Consider the following 16,045-nt stretch of genomic DNA (forward strand, 5'->3'; position numbering starts at 1 on the left):
CATCTGGGCATGCATGCGCGGGGATGAGCCATTTGATACGGCCAAGCTTTTCAGCTCTGAACACCTCAGAAAAGCTTGACCGCCAACAGAGTATCTACATGGATCGCGTTGACCGGGCGATGGCCGATAGGCTGCACGGCAGCCCCCTCAACCACACCCTATACTGCGAGAACCATCCCAGCCTCTACCAGGGAGGCGGTTGCGTGAGCATTCGAGCCCTCCTGCTGCTGTGCCTGCTGCTGGCCCTGACAGGTTGTGCAGGTAAGCCACCACCTGTGCCGCCGCCACCCGTGGTGCTCACCACCGCCACCTGGCAACGCATCGACCAGGAACTGATCGACGCCTCGGTCGGTGCCGCCAGCTCGGCCAATGACTATGCCAGGCGCTCCATGCGGGTGTGGAAGGAACAGGTCCAGCAGCGCACCGAAAGCGACTTCATCCCCTGGTTTACCGGCTACTGGACCCAGCAGTGGCTGACCCTCAAGGTGGCCTGGTACAAGATCGACAGCGGCGAAGGCCGGGAGCCGGCGGAAAAACGCCTGGCACTGTATCTGCAGGAGCAGTACCACAAGCGGGTGATCGAACCAGTGGCCGAGCAGATCAACCCCGAAGGCATCCGCGACCGCGCCTGCGAGCTGTACCTGCAACTGCTCGGCCAGCAACTGCCGGCCATCATCAGCCGCTACAACGCGCCCCCCGAGCAGTTCAGCCAGCGCCTCAACCGCATTCCCGCCATCGCCCTGGGGCCGCCAGATGCGCGCAATGCCAGCCTGTACCAACTGTTGCGGGCAGAGTCTCTGGCCCAGCAACCGGCCTGGCAAGCCATGCGCCAGCACCTCCACCAGCAGGCCAGCAAGGGCCCCGGGAAGACCGATGTCGGGCTTAACTCGGTGGCCAACCAGGCCAGCGAAAAACTCGGCGCCACCCTGGCCCCGCGCGGCATCGCCAGTGCCGTGGCGTCGGCGGTGGGCAAGGTGGCGGGGGCGATGATTTCGATTGCGGCGGCTGGCTACGGGATGATGACCCATGACCGCGAACACCCACAGATGGTCGAGCAGTTGCGGGTGATCCTGAACGTGGCGCTGAACCAGGAATGGCAGGAACTGATGGAGAACCGCCAGAGCGGGGCCATGTCTGGGGTCTACTACCTGTCGGGGCAGGTCGAGGACAGCTTGCTGGCCAGTGCGCCGCGGTCGACTGAACAACCGGTTGAGCAACAGGTGAAGCAACAGCAGGAGCCTTTGATCATTCGCCTGCCGCCTTAGCCAATGTCTGTGTTGGCCTCTTCGCAGCACAAGTATTTCAGGCAGCAGCCAACGCAGAAGTCGGCAAGCCAAAGATCCGGTCGAACGCCCAGTTGTAGGCAAAGGTGTAGCACGGCACCAGCACGATGAACGCCATGTCCACCAGCAACGCTTCCAGCAATGTCATGTCCAGCCACCAGGCAATCAGCGGAATCAGGTACACCACCAGGGTCAGCTGGAAGCCGATGGCATGCGCCACACGCCGCGCCACACTGCGCCCGCGCTTGGCCTGGCGGCTCTCCCACCACTCGAACAGGCTGTTGTAGATCAGGTTCCAGAGCATCGCGATGGTTGTGATCATCACAGCCAAAGGCCCGGTATGCGACGCTTGGGTGTCCGACAGGTAGGCCAGCCCGAGGGTCGACATGCGCAGCCCGATCAGCTCATAGAAAGTCACGTAGACCAGTTTGCGTTTGAGTCCCTGCACCCGCGGTTACCTCCAATGACAAAAGCGATAGAGCGCGATCATGCTTCATCGCACTTGACAGCAAAAGTCAGCAGCTGTCAGATCCGCTGACAGGAGGCTGCCATGAACTTTTCCAGCGACAATATCCAGCTGTTTCTCGCCGTGCTTGACCGGGGTTCGTTTTCCGCCGCCGCACGCGCCCTGCAACGGGTGCCTTCGGCAGTGAGCATGGCCATCGGCAACCTCGAAGCCGAACTGGGCTACACCTTGTTCGAACGCGGCCCGCGCGAAGTCCGCCCGACTGCGCAGGCCAGGGCGCTGGAACCCCATGCCCGGCTTATCGCCGAGCAACTGGGGCTGCTGCAGGTGCATGCCCTGGAGCTGTCCCAGGGGCTGGAAAGCAGGCTGACCCTGGCCGTGGTGCCGGACATCGACCACCACCCGCTGTTGGCGGCGGTCGCTCGCCTGGGTGAGCGCCATCCGCTGCTGGACATCGCCCTGCTCAGCGCCCCGCAGGAGGAGGCCTTGCACCTGCTGGACAGCGGCCGCGCCGACCTTTGCGTCGCCTTTGCCGGGCTGCAGGTCGATGCCCGTCGCGGCTTCCAGCACATCGGCATGGAGTCGCTGGTTGCCACCCTGTCCCCCACTCACCCGGCCTTGCGCGAGGGACGTATCCGCTACCTCGAAGACCTGACCCGAGTGCGCCAGATTCTGGTGCGCAGCCGCGACCTGCCGCTGGCCGACCCGCGCCCGCTGATAGGCGCCACGCACTGGTCCACCGACAGTTTCGACCTCGCCCAGCAGATGGTAGAAGCCGGCCTGGGCTGGGGTGACTTGCCGCTGTCGCGGGTCGCGCCATTACTGGCCAACGGGCGCCTGGTGCGCCTGGATTTTCGCAACACCCGCAACGAACTGCAGTTGCCGGTACACCTCTTGTGGCGCAAGCAACAGCCGTTGCAGCAGGCTGCCCGCCTATTGATAGAGCAGTTGTGTAGCCTGTGAATACCGTCTGTCGAAACGACTGTAAGAATTTTCTGTAAGAGCATCAATCTTTTAGCCCTTGAGCCGATATCCCGGTCGATAGGTTCCGCAATGCGTCATGAGCGCGCTGCGCCCTCCCCTCACTGGCCCAAGGTCTCGAAACATGAACCTGAAATTTCGCCACAAGATCCTGCTCAGCGCCTGCGGCGTCGTGGTCCTGGCATTTGCCCTGTTCACGCTCTACAACGACTACCTGCAACGCAACACCATCCGCCAGAACATCGAAGCCTCGGTGCAGCAGTCGGGTGCACTGACCGCCAGCAGTGTGCAGAACTGGATGAGCGGGCGCATTCTGGTTCTGGAAAACCTGGCCCAGGACATCGCCCAGCAAGGCGCTGGCGACACCTTGGCCGGGCTGATCGAGCAGCCGTCCTACACGCGTAATTTCCTGTTCACTTACCTGGGCCAGGCCAACGGTGCGTTCACCCAGCGCCCCAATGCGCAGATGCCCGCCGGTTACGACCCACGTCAGCGCCCGTGGTACGGTGCCGCTGCCAGCGCCGGGCAGTCCGTGCTGACTGCTCCGTACCAAGGCGCTGTCGGTGGCCTGATGGTAACCATCGCCACGCCTGTGAAAAGCAAGAGCAATGGCGAACTGATGGGTGTGGTCGGCGGTGACGTCACCCTCGACACCCTGGTCGAGATCATCAACTCGGTCGATTTCGGCGGCATCGGCCACGCCTTCCTGGCCGACAGCAATGGCCAGGTAATTGTCAGCCCCGACAAAGACCAGGTGATGAAGAACCTCAAGGACATCTACCCCGGCAGCAATCTGCAGGTCGCTGCCGGCATGCAGGATGTCACCCTCAATGGCCAGGACCGCATCATCTCCTTCGCCCCGGTGGCCGGCCTGCCTTCGGCACAGTGGTACATCGGCCTGTCGATCGACAAGGACAAAGCCTACGCCGCGCTCAGCCAGTTCCGCACCTCGGCGATCATCGCCATGCTGATTGCCGTGGCTGCGATCGCCGGCCTGCTCGGCCTGCTGATCCCGGTGCTGATGAACCCGCTGACCACCATGGGCCGTGCCATGCGCGACATCGCCGAGGGCGAAGGTGACCTTACCCGCCGCCTGACCGTACAGAACAAGGACGAGTTCGGCGAACTGGCCACATCGTTCAACCGCTTTGTCGAGCGCATTCATGCCTCGATCAGCGAAGTGTCGTCAGCCACCCGCCTGGTGCACGACCTGTCGGAGAAGGTGGTCAATGCCTCCAACGCATCGATCATCGGCTCCGAAGAGCAAAGCATGCGCACCAACAGCGTGGCCGCAGCGATCAACGAACTGGGTGCCGCCACCCAGGAAATCGCCCGCAATGCCGCCGATGCCTCGCAGCATGCCAGCGGTGCCAGCGAGCAGGCTCACGGTGGCCGTGAAGTGGTCGAAGAAGCGATCAGCGCAATGACCGCCCTGTCGCAGCGGATCAGCGAGTCCTGCGCGCAAATCGAAACGCTCAACGCCAGCACGGACGAAATCGGCAAGATCCTCGACGTGATCAAGGGCATCTCGCAGCAGACCAACCTGCTGGCGCTGAACGCCGCCATCGAAGCGGCCCGTGCCGGTGAAGCCGGCCGTGGCTTTGCCGTGGTGGCCGACGAGGTCCGCAACCTGGCGCACCGCACCCAGGAATCGGCGGAAGAAATCCACCGCATGATCACCAGCCTGCAGGTGGGCTCGCGCGAAGCGGTGCACACCATGAACACCAGCCAGGTTTCCAGCGAGCAGACCGTGCAGGTGGCCAACCAGGCCGGCGAACGCCTGGCCAGCGTGACCCAGCGCATTGGCGAGATCGATGGCATGAACCAGTCGGTGGCTACCGCTACCGAAGAGCAGACCGCCGTGGTCGAAAGCCTCAACCTGGACATCACCCAGATCAACGCCCTGAACCAGCAAGGGGTAGAGAACCTCAACGAGACCCTGCGCCATTGCGACCAGCTGGCCCAGCAGGCCGGGCGCCTGAAGCAGCTGGTAGGCAGCTTCAGGATCTAAACCGGAACCCACACCCGCTGTAGGAGCGGCCTTGTGTCGCGAAAGGGTCGCGCAGCGACCCCGGATTTTCAGCTACACCGCAGAAATCGCCGGGGTCGCTCTGCGACCCTTTCGCGACACAAGGCCGCTCCTACAAGGGATACGCGCCAGCAGCAGATCAAGCAGCATTGGCTACCGTTTTAACCGCTTTGCCCCGCCGGACCCAGGCCAGCAGCACCGCCGCCATCAGCACAAAGCCCAGATAGCCGAACAACGGGTACACCTCGCCCACCAGGCTGATGAACCCCACCAGGCTGCAGCCGAACGCCACCATCCCGGTCACCACCGAGCCCCAGCGAAACTTCGCCGTGCCCGCCGGCATCAGCCGTGAAAGGAACGAAAACAACGTCCCCACCGCGGTGTTGACGATCATGCCGAAGATGATCAGGCACATCACCAGCCCCAGCAGCGGTGACACTTCGTTGGCAATCGACAGCATCGGCATCGGCAGGTCAGCCACGCTGTCCAGGCGCGACAACAGCCCGGCACTCATCAACAGCATCACGCCACCCAGTGCTGCACCACCGAGCAGCCCACCCCATACTGCCGTCTTCTCGCCCTTGGCCGAACCGCCCAGAATGGCCAGTATCGGCGCGCCGGCAACGATGTTGTACGAGACATACAGGAACGCCCCCAGCAACCAGTGACGGGTGCCCGCCTGTTGCTGGCTGGCCAGCTGGTCAAGCTGGGCGAAACTCTGCTCACGGGTGAATACTGCGTACAGCGCAATCGCCGACGCCACCAGGATCAGCAGCGGCGTGATAGCGCCAATGGCGAGGATCACCTTGCGCACGTCCAGGCAAACGATGCCCACCACCACCAGCGTCACCAGCACGCTCCCGGTCAGTGCCGGGATGCCGAACTGCTGCTCCAGCAAGGCGCCACCGCCGGCCAGCATGACCACAGTGACGGCGAACATGAAAAAGGTGATCAGCCAGTCGATGAACAGGCCCAGATGGCGACCGCAGATGGCCTGGATCACATCCTTGTGCGAGGTGGCCTGCTGGCGATTGCCCAGCCCCGCCAGGGCCATGCCGAGGAAGGTGAACAAGGCCGCGCCGACCAGCGCACCGACCAGCCCCCACACCCCGAAATCGACAAAGAACAACAACAGTTCCCGCCCCGAAGCGAACCCCGCCCCCACGATCACGCCGACAAACGCGCCGGCAATCTTCAGCTGCTCTTGCATGTGAACCTCTGGATTTATTGTTGTTGTCTCACTGCCACCGCATACTTTTTTGTAGGAGCAGCCTTGCGCTGCGAAGAGGCCAGTAAAGCCCATGCATTTGCAACGGCCATACCGGCCTCTTCGCAGCGCAAGGCTGCTCCTACGAGAGCGCTCAGGCTTCGCCGACAAACGCCTGCACTTCGATCTCCACATCCACCCCCAGCGCCAATGCCGAGGCCACTGTCGAGCGCACCGGCAACGCTGCGCCAAAGAATTCCTTGTACACCTCGTTGAAGCCGGCGAAGTGGCTCATGTCCGACAGCCACACCGTGACCTTGACCACCTGGTCGAAACGCGCACCACAGGCCGCCAGGCTTTCGCCGATGCGCTCACAGGCGGCGCGGGTCTGGGTCTGGATGTCACCGCGTACCACTTCGCCGCTGGCACTCATCGGCACCTGGCCAGAGAGGAACAGGAAGCCGCCGGCTTTCACCGCACGGGAGAACGGGAACGGCAGGCTGCTGGGAAAACGCTGGATATCATTACTCATGGGACGCTCCTTTCAGGGTTGCTGGAAACGGGCCGGGGACAGGCGCTCGGGCACCACCCCCTGGCTGACAAGGCCAGGACACAGGGCCTGGCCCAGCAGCAGGTCGGCGGCCAGGCGCGAGGCGCCCGCAGCCGACTGGATGCCATAACCACCTTGTGCCGCCAGCCAGAAGAATGCTGGCACATGCGCATCGAAACCGATCACCAGGTCGCCGTCGGCGACGAACGAGCGCAGCCCGGCCCAGGTATGGCTCGGCCGGCGGATCGCCAGGGTGGTCATGGCTTCGATGTTGTAGATGCCCAACGCCACGTCGAACTCCTCGGGTGCGGCGTCCTGGGGTTCGACCGGATCGGCATTGGCCGGTGAACCCAGCAGTTGGCCGGCGTCGGGCTTGAAGTAGAAGCTTTCGTCAACGCCAATCACCGCCGGCCAGCGGGCGAAGTCCTGGTCTGCCGGGCCGGGGAAGGTAAAGGCACTGCGCCGGCAGGGTTGCAGGCCGATATGCGCCACACCGCACTGTTCGGCCACGCGATCGGCCCAGGCGCCTGCGGCATTGACCAGCTGACGGGCCTGCACGCGGCTGCCATCGCCCAGCTCCACCAGCCACAGGTCATCCAGGTACCAGGCCTGGATCAACTCGGCGTTGCAGCGCAGCTCACCGCCAGCGGCGCGATAACCGCGCAGGAAGCCCTGGTGCAGGGCATGCACGTCCAGGTCCATGGCGCCCGCTTCGAGCACCGCGCCAGCCAGGGTCTCGCCACGCAGGCTCGGCACCAGGGCCAGGGCGGCGTCGCGGTCAAGCAGGCTGACCTCGGTGCCATTGGCGAGGTTTTGTGCATAGGTCTGCTCAAGCAGCGCGCGCTGTTCCAGGCTGGCGACGTACAGGCAGCCGCGCGGTTCCAGCAGCGGGTGCTCGCAGAAGCCCTGCGGTGGTGCTTCGTAAAAGGCCCGGCTGGCGCGGGTCAGCGCCTGGATCTGCGGGGTGCCGTAGGCCTCCATGAACATGGCTGCCGAACGCCCGGTGGAATGGTAGCCAGGCTGTGCCTCACGCTCGAGCATCAGCACTTTCTGCTGGCCGGCCAGGCGATAGCCCAGGGATGCACCGGCAATGCCGGCGCCGATGATCAGGGTGTCGTAGATCGGGGTCATGCACGCTCCTGCCTGGCAAATTATCATTTCTGAGAATTCTAATATATGAGAATTTACGAATACGCAAGGGTCCAAGGTAAGATGCCCGACATACGCCGCATGCCGAGATGCCCGAATGCCCGCTGCCCTACCCCTGCTGGACCGTGCCGTAGTCGGCCAGCGCCTGCGCCAGGTGCGCAAGACGCGCCAGATGACCCTCAAGCAATTGTCCGAAGCCAGCGGCGTCCCGTTGTCTACCTTGTCGAAGATGGAGCTGGCGCAGGTCTCGGTCAGCTACGAAAAACTCGCCGCCGCCGCCCGTGCGCTGAATGTCGACATTGCCCAGCTGTTGCGCGCCAGCGGCACGGTTACCGCACCTGTGCCGGTGACCGTGGTGGTCGATTCGCTGCCGGCGGCGGCAGGTTACTCGACCGGTACTTATGACTATCACCCCATCGCGGGCGACTTCCCCGAGCGGCGCATGACCCCGGCGTATGCCCGCATCATTGCCCGGGAACGCGGCCAGTTCGACGATTTTATCCGCCACCCCGGGCAAGAGTTCGCGCTGGTGCTGAGCGGGCGCGTGCGGATCGAGTTCGAAACCGGCGAAGCGGTGAGCATCGGCCCGCAGGAGACAGCGTATTTCGACAGCCAGGTGGGGCATATCTACCTGTCGGAAAGTGACGACGGCGCAGATGCGCATGTGATGGTGGTGATGACTGATCGTTGACAGTCGCTCATGAAAGCAACTGCCTTGCTAAAAATCCGAAACCTGGCGCGCTCCCACAGGGAACCTATGCAGCCCCTGACTCGGTTATAACCTAATAACGAACAAGTCTATTTGGCTATAAAAAAATCTATATGCTGGCTGCATCCGATAACGGGCAAAGTTGGGCAGTCGAGTAGCGTATGGATGTAGGTTCTTTCGGTTTCACCATTGCAGGCTTGATCGTGGGTTTCATCGTCGGCATGACCGGCGTTGGTGGCGGTTCGTTGATGACCCCGATCCTGTTGTGGTTCGGCATCAGCCCGGCAACGGCCGTCGGCACCGACCTGCTCTATGCCGCCATCACCAAGGCCAGTGGTGTCTGGGTGCATGCGCGCAACAAGAACGTCGACTGGAAGATCACTGGCCTGCTCAGCCTGGGCAGCGTGCCCGCGGCGGCGCTTACCCTGTGGTTCCTGAGCACCCTGCACACCGACACCTCGGCGCTCAACGCCGTCATCAAGCAAGGCCTGGCGGTGGTGCTGATCCTGACCGCGCTGGCCATCCTGTTCAAATCTCGGCTGCAGGCTTTCGCCAGCCGCCATGCCGCTGACCACTACCACCTCAGCGACCGCAGCCTGAACACCCTCACCGTGCTCACCGGCGTGGTGCTGGGGGTGATGGTCACCCTCACCTCCATCGGCGCTGGCGCACTGGGTACCGTGGCGCTGTTCCTGCTTTACCCGTTCCTGGTCACCCGCCGCCTGGTCGGTACCGAAATCGCTCACGCCGTGCCGCTGACCCTGGTGGCGGGCCTGGGCCATGCGGGCATGGGCAACATGGACTGGTCGCTGCTGGGCTACCTGCTACTGGGCTCGCTGCCAGGCATCTACCTGGGTAGCCACCTTACCGGACGGATTTCCGACCGCGTGTTGCGTCCGTGCCTGGCGGCGATGCTGCTGCTGATCGGCTACAAGCTGGCGTTCTGACCTTCAGCCCAGGCGCAGGCGCCACTGCCCGGTAAAGCTCAGCTCCAGGCGCGATAGCGGCAACACGTCGATCCGCTGGCTGGCACTCATCGGGCAGCCAAACACCTGCACCAGCACGGCGCGCATGACCATCGGGTGGGTAACCGCCAGCCATTCGCCCGGCCTGTCGAAAGCTGCCAGCCAGGTGGCGACGCGCTGGCAAAGAACGGCGAACGACTCGCCGCCGTGCACATCACTGGTCGGGTCCTGCAGCCATTCGGCCAATGCGTGCGGTTGCTCGGCTTGCAATTGCTTCAGCGTAAGCCCCTGCCAACGCCCCAGGTCGCAATCGGCCAACGCCGGCTCGACCTGCACCTGCTCCGCCAACCACGCTGCCGTTTCACAGGCTCGCCGCTCTGGCGCGGTCAGCAGTTGCGCACCGGCAAGATCGGCGAAAGGCTGCTGGGTCAACGGCAGGATGCCGTCGTCCGCACGGTGCAGGCGCCCGGTCTTCTGGGCCTGGGTCAGGGCGTGGCAGATCAGGGTCAGGCGGACGGCTTTCACCGGGTTTATCTCGCAGCGGACTGGGGCGCATGGTTTAGCATGTTGTGGCAAATTCTGCCGCAACAATATGGCACCGGCTGCGCCGGTGTTCGCGGGCATGCCCGCTCCCACAGGGATAGCGCATGGCTTGCCGGCGAACGGGCCGCACAGCGGCCCCGGTGTCAGAAATTGATGTTCAGCGCAGCGAACACCGCCCTGCCCGGCTGGTTATAGGTATTGGCGCCCGAAGTACTGGCGTTGCCGCCACGCAGGATCTGCTTGTCGAACAGGTTGTTCACCCCCACCCGCACGTCATAGTTGGCGTTGAACTTGTACCCGGCGCTCACATCCACCAGGCCATAGGCTTCCACATCCTGTTGCGCCGCCTTGTCGTAAGCTTGCTGGGTGCGGTCGTTGAAGGTCGGCGACTTCTGCTTGCCGAAGTAGGTACCCGCCACCTGGAACGACAGCTGGTCGGTGGCGCGCCAGTCGAGGGTGGTGTTGACGGTGTATTCCGGAATCACCGACAGCGGCTCGCCGGTCTCGCGGTTATCGTTGTCGAGCATCCAGGTCAGGTTGGTGTTCCAGTCCAGGGCTGGGGTCAACTCGATGAACAGGTTGCCTTCGATACCTTCCACCCGCGCCTTGCCGGCGTTGTCCCACTGGGTCACGCGGCTGCCGGTACCGATGGTGTACAGCACATCGGTATCGCCGATGATCTTGTTCTTGTAGTCGTTGCGAAAGTACGTGGCACTGGTGCGCCAGGTACCACGGTCGTACAACAGGCCGATTTCCTTGTTGACGCTGATCTCGGGCTTGAGGTCGGCGTTGCCCTGCAGGTAGCAGCCACCATTGTTGGTCTGCTGCACGCTGCAGCCGTTGCCGCGGCTGTAAAGCAGGTAGTTGGGGTTGGACTGGTACAGGTTCGGGGTCTTGTAGGCGCGCGCGATGCCGCCTTTGACCGACAGTGCTTCGGTCAGCTTGTGCGACAGGTTCAGGCTGGGGCTGAAGTTGTCGCCGAAGGTTTCGTGATGGTCGAAACGCACGCCCGGGGTAATGGTGGTATCGCCGACAATGATGTTGTCCTCGACGAACAATGCATAACTGCGGGCGGTCATCTTCGAGCTGCTGCGGTCGAAACCGACCAGCCCGTCATTACCGGTGGGGTCCGAGCTTTGCGGGCGCAGCGAGCCCTGGTCATTGAGCGTTTCGTACAGGTATTCGCCGCCCAGGGTCAGCACATGCTCGGTGCTGCCCATGGCGAACGGCAGGTTCACTTCACTGCTCAGGCGCGTGTTGCGCAAGCGCGACATGGCGGCGCCTTCGGCATTGGGCGCACCTTCGGTGCGGCCTGCCAGGCCCTCGTTGAGGCGCCAGTTGCGCACGTACTCGTAGGCCAGCACGGTCTTGGTGGTACCCCAGGTGAAGTCCCCCAGGTGGGTCAGGTCGTAGGTACTGCGCTGCATCACATTGGTTTCGTGGCCGTACAGGCTGGACACGAACCCGACATCGCCACCGCCATTGCTGTTCATGGTGTCACCGGCAAAGATATTGCCCTGGCGGCTGTAGCCGGCGCTGGCCTCAAGGCGGTGTTCGTCGTTCAGCTTCCAGCTCAGCAGGCCATTGATGTCCTTGTTGCGCACCCCTTCACGGCCCGCCACCAGCGCACTGGTGGCATGCCCGGCGTTGATGTCCAGGTCGTCGGCATCGGTCTTGGCCAGGCCGCCGTACAACCGGAACCCGAGGTTGTCGGTCAGGCCGCCACCGAGGTTGAAGTTGGCCCGGCGGCTGGCGCCCTCGGCGCTGTCTTGCGGCAACTGGGTGTACAGGCTGACGCTGCCCTTGAGTGCGTCGGTGGGCCGCTTGGTTATGATGTTGACCACCCCGCCCATGGCACCGGAGCCGTAACGTGCGGCCGCCGGGCCACGCAGGATCTCGATGCGCTCGACCGCTTCGGCCGGCACCCAGTTGGTTTCACCGCGGGTGTCGCGGTCGCCGTTCCAGCCGTAGCGCACGGCATTGCGTGCGCTGGATGGCTTGCCGTCGATGAGGATCAGGGTGTTTTCCGGCCCCATGCCGCGCAGGTCGATCTGCCGGTTGTTGCCACGCGCGCCGCTGGCACTGTTGCCAGTCAGGTTGACCCCGGGTTCGCGGCGGATGATGTCGGACAGGTCATTGGCCGGCGGGTGGCGCTTGATGTCTTCGGCGGTGATGATCGACGTGCCCAGCGCCTGGCGTGCCTCGCGCTCGGCGGTAACCAAAGTGTCCTCGATCACCAGCGCGTTGTCGGCGACCGGCATCTCCAGCACCTCACCCGTGCGCTGTTCTTCGGCCTGGACCACGCTGGTCACCATCACCGGTGATGCCAGCGCGACGAACGTCAGGGCCAGGCTGCTGGGTGAAGTCTTGCACTGCATGGGTACATCTCCTGCGATTCATGAGCGAAACGGCACATCCCTGTGGCAACCGGGAGCCCGCGCCCACCGGCTTCGCAAACACAGTTTGGTGGCCAACAGGGATGGTAAATATATAGATTCGCAAATGAGTTTAAATCTTATTTACGAAGTTTACATGTTTGTAACGGAACTTTGCTGACACCATGGAGCTGCCGACGCTGCGGTGCAGCCCGACTACGCGCACTGTTGCTTTCGTACAGTTGCCCGATTTGCATCCTGCGTGAGGGCTCCTACAGTTTCGAACGTAGCCCCTCTGCCGAGCCCCCTGATGCGCAGCCGCGAAGAAAGCCACGCCACGAACGCTACCAGGCCCTTGTCGAAGATCCCTCGCAGCGTCTGGGCGCTGGGCTTCGTATCGATGTTCATGGACATTTCCTCGGAAATGATTCATGCCCTGCTGCCCCTGTACATGGTCACCGTGCTTGGCACCTCGGTAGTGGCGGTGGGCTTTATCGAAGGTATCGCCGAGGCGACCGCCTCGATCACCAAGGTATTCTCCGGCGCCCTTAGCGACCGGCTGGGCAAACGCAAGCTGCTTACGGTGCTGGGTTACGGCCTGGGGGCGTTGACCAAGCCGGTGTTCCCCATGGCCTCCGGGCTGGAGTGGCTGACCATGGCACGCTTCGTCGACCGGGTCGGCAAGGGTATTCGTGGGGCGCCGCGCGATGCACTGGTAGCCGACGTCACGCCTGCTGAACTGCGTGGTGCAGCCTTCGGCCTGCGCCAGGCGCTGGATACCGTGGGCGCCTTCCTGGGGCCGTTGCTGGCGATCTTGCTGATGTGGCTGACGGCGAGCCATTTCCAGACGGTGTTCTGGGTGGCGGTGATCCCGGCGTTCGTGGCGGTATACATCCTCATCGCCTTTGTGCGCGAACCTGAAACGCCGGCCACCACCCGGCCGGTGCGCTCACCGTTGGCGCTGCACCAGCTGGCCCGGCTGGGCCCGGCCTATTGGCGGCTGATCGGCCTGGCCACGCTGTTCACCCTCGCCCGCTTCAGCGAGGCGTTTCTGTTGCTGCGCGCCCAGGACATGGGCCTGGCGCCGCTGTGGGCGCCAGCAGTGCTTGTGCTCATGGCCCTGGCCTATTCGCTGTCGGCCTACCCCGCCGGGGTGCTATCGGACCGCGTAGGCCGTCGCGGCGTGCTGATGACCGGGCTGGGCCTGCTGGTCGCCGCCGACCTGCTACTGGCCCTGCTGCCAGGCTGGAGCGGGTTGGCCATGGGGGTAGCGGCCTGGGGCCTGCACCTTGGCTTCAGCCAGGGGGTGTTTGCCGCCATGATCGCCGACAGCGCCCCTGCCGACCTGCGCGGCACCGCCTTCGGCCTGTTCAACCTGCTGACCGGCGTGGCGCTGTTGGTAGCCAGCGTGGTGGCCGGGCTGCTGTGGGATGGGGTCGGCTTCAAGGCAACATTCCTGCTTGGCGCAGCGTGTGCCGGCAGCACCCTCGTCGGAGTCGCTTTGCTCAGGTCAGGTCCGATCACCGGCAAGCCGAACTAGGCCAGCGCTGGCTGCTGCTCCAATAGCGACCAGCCACCATGGCCATCCACTTCCAGTCGATGGGTATGGAAACCTGCCAGCGTGCTGCGGTGCCCGACACTGACCAGCAACGCCCCTGGCATTTCCGTGCGCAACAGCGAATACAGGGCATGCTCGAGCCCTTCATCCATGGCCGAGGTGGACTCGTCGAGGAACACCACCTGTGGCCGGTTGAACAGCACCCGCGCAAACGCCAGGCGCTGCTGCTCACCGACCGAGAGGATATGTGACCAGTCACAGCTGACGTCCAGTCGCTCGGCCAGGTGGGCCAGGTTGACCTGGTACAAGGCCTGCTGCATCCGCGACTCATCCTCAGGCTTGCCGGCCGCCGGGTAGGCGATGACGGTGCGCAGGTCACCCAGCGGCAGGTACGGCCGCTGCGACAGGAACAGCGCCTGGTGGCCCAGCGGCCGCCTGACTTCACCCTCGGCGTACGGCCAGAGGCCCGCCAGCGCACGCAGCAGCGTGGTTTTGCCGCTGCCCGACGGCCCCTTGATCAACAGCGCCTGGCCGGCGTGCAGCTCAAGGTCTAGGTTGGCGATAAGGGCATGCCCGTCCGGGCGCAGTACCTGCAGGCGGCTTATCGCCAAGGCATGCTCCTGGTTTTCGGTGAGGACGCGCGGTAAAGCACTCGCCTGCTGATTGGCATCGAGGAAACCGGTAAGACGGTCGAGGGTAGCCCGGTACTGGGCAAACGCATCATAGGACTCGCGGAAGAACGACAACGAATCCTGCACCTGGCCAAAAGCCTGGGAAGTCTGCATCACATCGCCCAGCTTGATCGCCCCGCTGAAGAAGCGCGGTGCCTGCAGAATGAACGGGAACACCACTGCTACCTGGCTCACGCCCAGGTTGAAACCACTGAATTTCAGGTTCCGGAATACCAGCGCCCAGGCATTGACGATCAAGGCGGCAAAGCGCCCCAGCAAGGTACCCCGCTCGACCTCCGCGCCCTGGTAGAAAGCGATGTTCTCGGCGTTTTCGCGCAGGCGCATCAGCGCGTAACGGAAGTTGGCAGTGAGCTTTTCGTTGAGAAAGTTCAGGCGGATCAGCGGTCGCCCGAGACGGAAGGCGATCCAGGTGGCGACGATGACATACAGGTACACGGCAAACACCATCGCTCGGGGAATCTCCACACCGGCAACAGCCAACGGCGCCGACAGCCCCCACAGGATGCCGGTAAATGCCACCAGCGAAACCAGCGCACTGACCGCGCCCAGGGCAAGGGTCACCGAATTGCTGACAAAGGCGTTGACGTCCAGTTCGATACGTTGGTCGGGGTTGTCCACGGGCTCGGCGAGGAACTGGCCACGGTAGTAGGCATCGCCGTGCATCCAGTCGTGGGTGAGGCGCTCGGTCAGCCAGACCCTCCACTGGATGCTGAACGCCTGGCTTACATAAAAGGTGAACAGTGAGCGCAGCACATGGATAGTGGCCAATACCGCGAAGACGCCTAGCAGGTACCAGAAGGCGGCTTGGTCAAGGCCCTGCAGGGCGCTGTAGAAACCGTTGTACCAGAACGAGAACAGCACGTTCAGGCGCACCGAGAATAGCGTCAGTACCAGTAGCAGAGCGAACACCAGCAACGGCCGCCAACTGCGCCTGAAACTGAAATAGGGCCCGGCAAGCTGCCAGAACTGGCTGCCCCAGCGCGTACAACGTACGGCCAGTGTGGCGGCTGCAGTGAAGCAGACGAGGGTGATGAACGAGGCGATTGCCAGCCAGCTCAGGCTCTCTTGCAGGGCCTGGTGCCAGTTCATTTCCATAGTAGGTATCCGTGCTGAGTATTTCCGCGAGCGTAGCATTGACCTGTGATTCGTCAGGCATAAATGACGCACATTTCATGATTGTTTTGGGAGCTGCGCGGGGCCCTGTGGGAGCGGCCGTGGCCGCGAACACCGGCGCAGCCGGTGCCATGCACCGCGTCGCCTGCTTCGCGGGCGCACCCGCTCCCACACAGGGAATTGCGTAGGGCTGGAGATTTTTGCGCCACAAAGACAAAACCCCTACCTGCATGCGCAGATAGGGGTTTTGCGAAATGAATCTTGACGATGACCTACTCTCACATGGGGAAACCCCACACTACCATCGGCGATGCATCGTTTCACTGCTGAGTTCGGGATGGGATCAGGTGGTTCCAATGCTCTATGGTCGTCAAGAAATTCTGTTGCCAGAATGTCTTTTGAACACTCTTGGCTAATTCGGATAT

13 protein-coding genes, 1 rRNA gene and 1 pseudogene are annotated in these 16,045 nt (G+C 63.3%); 7 read left to right on the forward strand and 8 right to left on the reverse strand.

Annotated features, from left to right (window positions below; genetic code table 11):
* Positions 1–203: 203 nt before the first annotated feature.
* Positions 204–1,265, forward strand: coding sequence for a hypothetical protein (locus tag CAF70_RS25645; RefSeq protein WP_085627367.1), 1,062 nt, complete (start codon positions 204–206; stop codon positions 1,263–1,265).
* A gap of 37 nt (positions 1,266–1,302) precedes the next feature.
* Here CAF70_RS25645 and CAF70_RS25650 read toward each other — a convergent pair whose 3' ends face one another.
* Entirely contained in the window at positions 1,303–1,731 is a 429-nt protein-coding gene (locus CAF70_RS25650; RefSeq protein ID WP_085627368.1) for a PACE efflux transporter, read from the reverse strand.
* Positions 1,732–1,833: 102 nt separating this feature from the next.
* Here CAF70_RS25650 and CAF70_RS25655 point away from each other — a divergent pair, with 102 nt between their 5' ends.
* The 3 genes and pseudogenes from CAF70_RS25655 to CAF70_RS28255 all read left to right on the forward strand — a co-directional run bounded on the left by CAF70_RS25655 (position 1,834) and on the right by CAF70_RS28255 (position 4,741).
* On the forward strand, positions 1,834–2,712 hold the full coding sequence (locus CAF70_RS25655; RefSeq protein WP_085627369.1) for a LysR family transcriptional regulator: 879 nt from the start codon (positions 1,834–1,836) through the stop codon (positions 2,710–2,712).
* Between the two features lie 142 nt (positions 2,713–2,854).
* Positions 2,855–3,886, forward strand: a pseudogene (gene mcpA / locus CAF70_RS28250) (methyl-accepting chemotaxis protein McpA); the annotation flags it as partial.
* A gap of 114 nt (positions 3,887–4,000) precedes the next feature.
* Entirely contained in the window at positions 4,001–4,741 is a 741-nt protein-coding gene (locus CAF70_RS28255; protein WP_370290711.1) for a methyl-accepting chemotaxis protein, read from the forward strand.
* A gap of 157 nt (positions 4,742–4,898) precedes the next feature.
* Here CAF70_RS28255 and CAF70_RS25665 read toward each other — a convergent pair whose 3' ends face one another.
* The 3 genes from CAF70_RS25665 to CAF70_RS25675 form a co-directional block, all read right to left on the reverse strand.
* Positions 4,899–5,969 (reverse strand): hypothetical protein, encoded by a 1,071-nt coding sequence (locus CAF70_RS25665; RefSeq protein WP_085627371.1) that lies wholly within the window; start codon positions 5,967–5,969, stop codon positions 4,899–4,901.
* Between the two features lie 151 nt (positions 5,970–6,120).
* Entirely contained in the window at positions 6,121–6,498 is a 378-nt protein-coding gene (locus CAF70_RS25670) for a RidA family protein (protein WP_085627372.1), read from the reverse strand.
* Between the two features lie 12 nt (positions 6,499–6,510).
* Positions 6,511–7,647, reverse strand: coding sequence for an FAD-binding oxidoreductase (locus tag CAF70_RS25675; protein ID WP_085627373.1), 1,137 nt, complete (start codon positions 7,645–7,647; stop codon positions 6,511–6,513).
* 115 nt (positions 7,648–7,762) lie between these two features.
* On the opposite strand from CAF70_RS25675, the gene CAF70_RS25680 reads away from it, so the two are divergent.
* Positions 7,763–8,356, forward strand: coding sequence for a helix-turn-helix domain-containing protein (locus tag CAF70_RS25680; protein ID WP_085627374.1), 594 nt, complete (start codon positions 7,763–7,765; stop codon positions 8,354–8,356).
* A gap of 179 nt (positions 8,357–8,535) precedes the next feature.
* On the forward strand, positions 8,536–9,321 hold the full coding sequence (locus CAF70_RS25685; protein WP_085627375.1) for a sulfite exporter TauE/SafE family protein: 786 nt from the start codon (positions 8,536–8,538) through the stop codon (positions 9,319–9,321).
* A 3-nt stretch (positions 9,322–9,324) separates the two neighbouring features.
* Here CAF70_RS25685 and CAF70_RS25690 read toward each other — a convergent pair whose 3' ends face one another.
* Both CAF70_RS25690 and CAF70_RS25695 read right to left on the reverse strand, forming a co-directional pair.
* Positions 9,325–9,864 carry a histidine phosphatase family protein gene (locus tag CAF70_RS25690; RefSeq protein ID WP_085627376.1) on the reverse strand — a complete coding sequence of 180 codons (540 nt, stop codon included), beginning with the start codon at positions 9,862–9,864 and terminating at the stop codon, positions 9,325–9,327.
* Between the two features lie 161 nt (positions 9,865–10,025).
* Positions 10,026–12,260, reverse strand: a complete 2,235-nt coding sequence (locus CAF70_RS25695) for a TonB-dependent siderophore receptor (protein ID WP_085627377.1) — start codon at positions 12,258–12,260, stop codon at positions 10,026–10,028.
* 307 nt (positions 12,261–12,567) lie between these two features.
* Between CAF70_RS25695 and CAF70_RS25700 the strand changes: the two genes are divergently transcribed.
* A complete protein-coding gene (locus CAF70_RS25700) occupies positions 12,568–13,797 on the forward strand; it encodes an MFS transporter (protein ID WP_085627378.1) in 1,230 nt (409 codons plus the stop codon).
* On the opposite strand, the gene CAF70_RS25705 is transcribed toward CAF70_RS25700, so the two are convergent.
* Both CAF70_RS25705 and rrf read right to left on the reverse strand, forming a co-directional pair.
* Positions 13,794–15,602, reverse strand: a complete 1,809-nt coding sequence (locus CAF70_RS25705; protein WP_085627379.1) for an ABC transporter ATP-binding protein/permease — start codon at positions 15,600–15,602, stop codon at positions 13,794–13,796. The genes CAF70_RS25700 and CAF70_RS25705 overlap by 4 nt on opposite strands.
* Positions 15,603–15,879: 277 nt before the next feature.
* Positions 15,880–15,995, reverse strand: a 5S ribosomal RNA gene (gene rrf / locus CAF70_RS25710).
* Positions 15,996–16,045: the final 50 nt, after the last annotated feature.

The organism is Pseudomonas sp. B19(2017), assembly GCF_002113165.1.
Classification (GTDB): domain Bacteria; phylum Pseudomonadota; class Gammaproteobacteria; order Pseudomonadales; family Pseudomonadaceae; genus Aquipseudomonas.

What these genes read in the sequence shown, in the direction of transcription:
- CAF70_RS25655 (WP_085627369.1), top strand. Translation starts at nt 1,834, where the DNA reads ATGAACTTTTCCAGCGACAATATCCAGCTGTTTCTCGCCGTGCTTGAC.
- CAF70_RS28255 (WP_370290711.1), top strand. Translation starts at nt 4,001, where the DNA reads ATGCGCACCAACAGCGTGGCCGCAGCGATCAACGAACTGGGTGCCGCC.
- CAF70_RS25665 (WP_085627371.1), bottom strand. Translation starts at nt 5,969, where the DNA reads ATGCAAGAGCAGCTGAAGATTGCCGGCGCGTTTGTCGGCGTGATCGTG.
- CAF70_RS25670 (WP_085627372.1), bottom strand. Translation starts at nt 6,498, where the DNA reads ATGAGTAATGATATCCAGCGTTTTCCCAGCAGCCTGCCGTTCCCGTTC.
- CAF70_RS25675 (WP_085627373.1), bottom strand. Translation starts at nt 7,647, where the DNA reads ATGACCCCGATCTACGACACCCTGATCATCGGCGCCGGCATTGCCGGT.
- CAF70_RS25680 (WP_085627374.1), top strand. Translation starts at nt 7,763, where the DNA reads ATGCCCGCTGCCCTACCCCTGCTGGACCGTGCCGTAGTCGGCCAGCGC.
- CAF70_RS25685 (WP_085627375.1), top strand. Translation starts at nt 8,536, where the DNA reads ATGGATGTAGGTTCTTTCGGTTTCACCATTGCAGGCTTGATCGTGGGT.
- CAF70_RS25695 (WP_085627377.1), bottom strand. Translation starts at nt 12,260, where the DNA reads ATGCAGTGCAAGACTTCACCCAGCAGCCTGGCCCTGACGTTCGTCGCG.
- CAF70_RS25700 (WP_085627378.1), top strand. Translation starts at nt 12,568, where the DNA reads ATGCGCAGCCGCGAAGAAAGCCACGCCACGAACGCTACCAGGCCCTTG.
- CAF70_RS25705 (WP_085627379.1), bottom strand. Translation starts at nt 15,602, where the DNA reads ATGGAAATGAACTGGCACCAGGCCCTGCAAGAGAGCCTGAGCTGGCTG.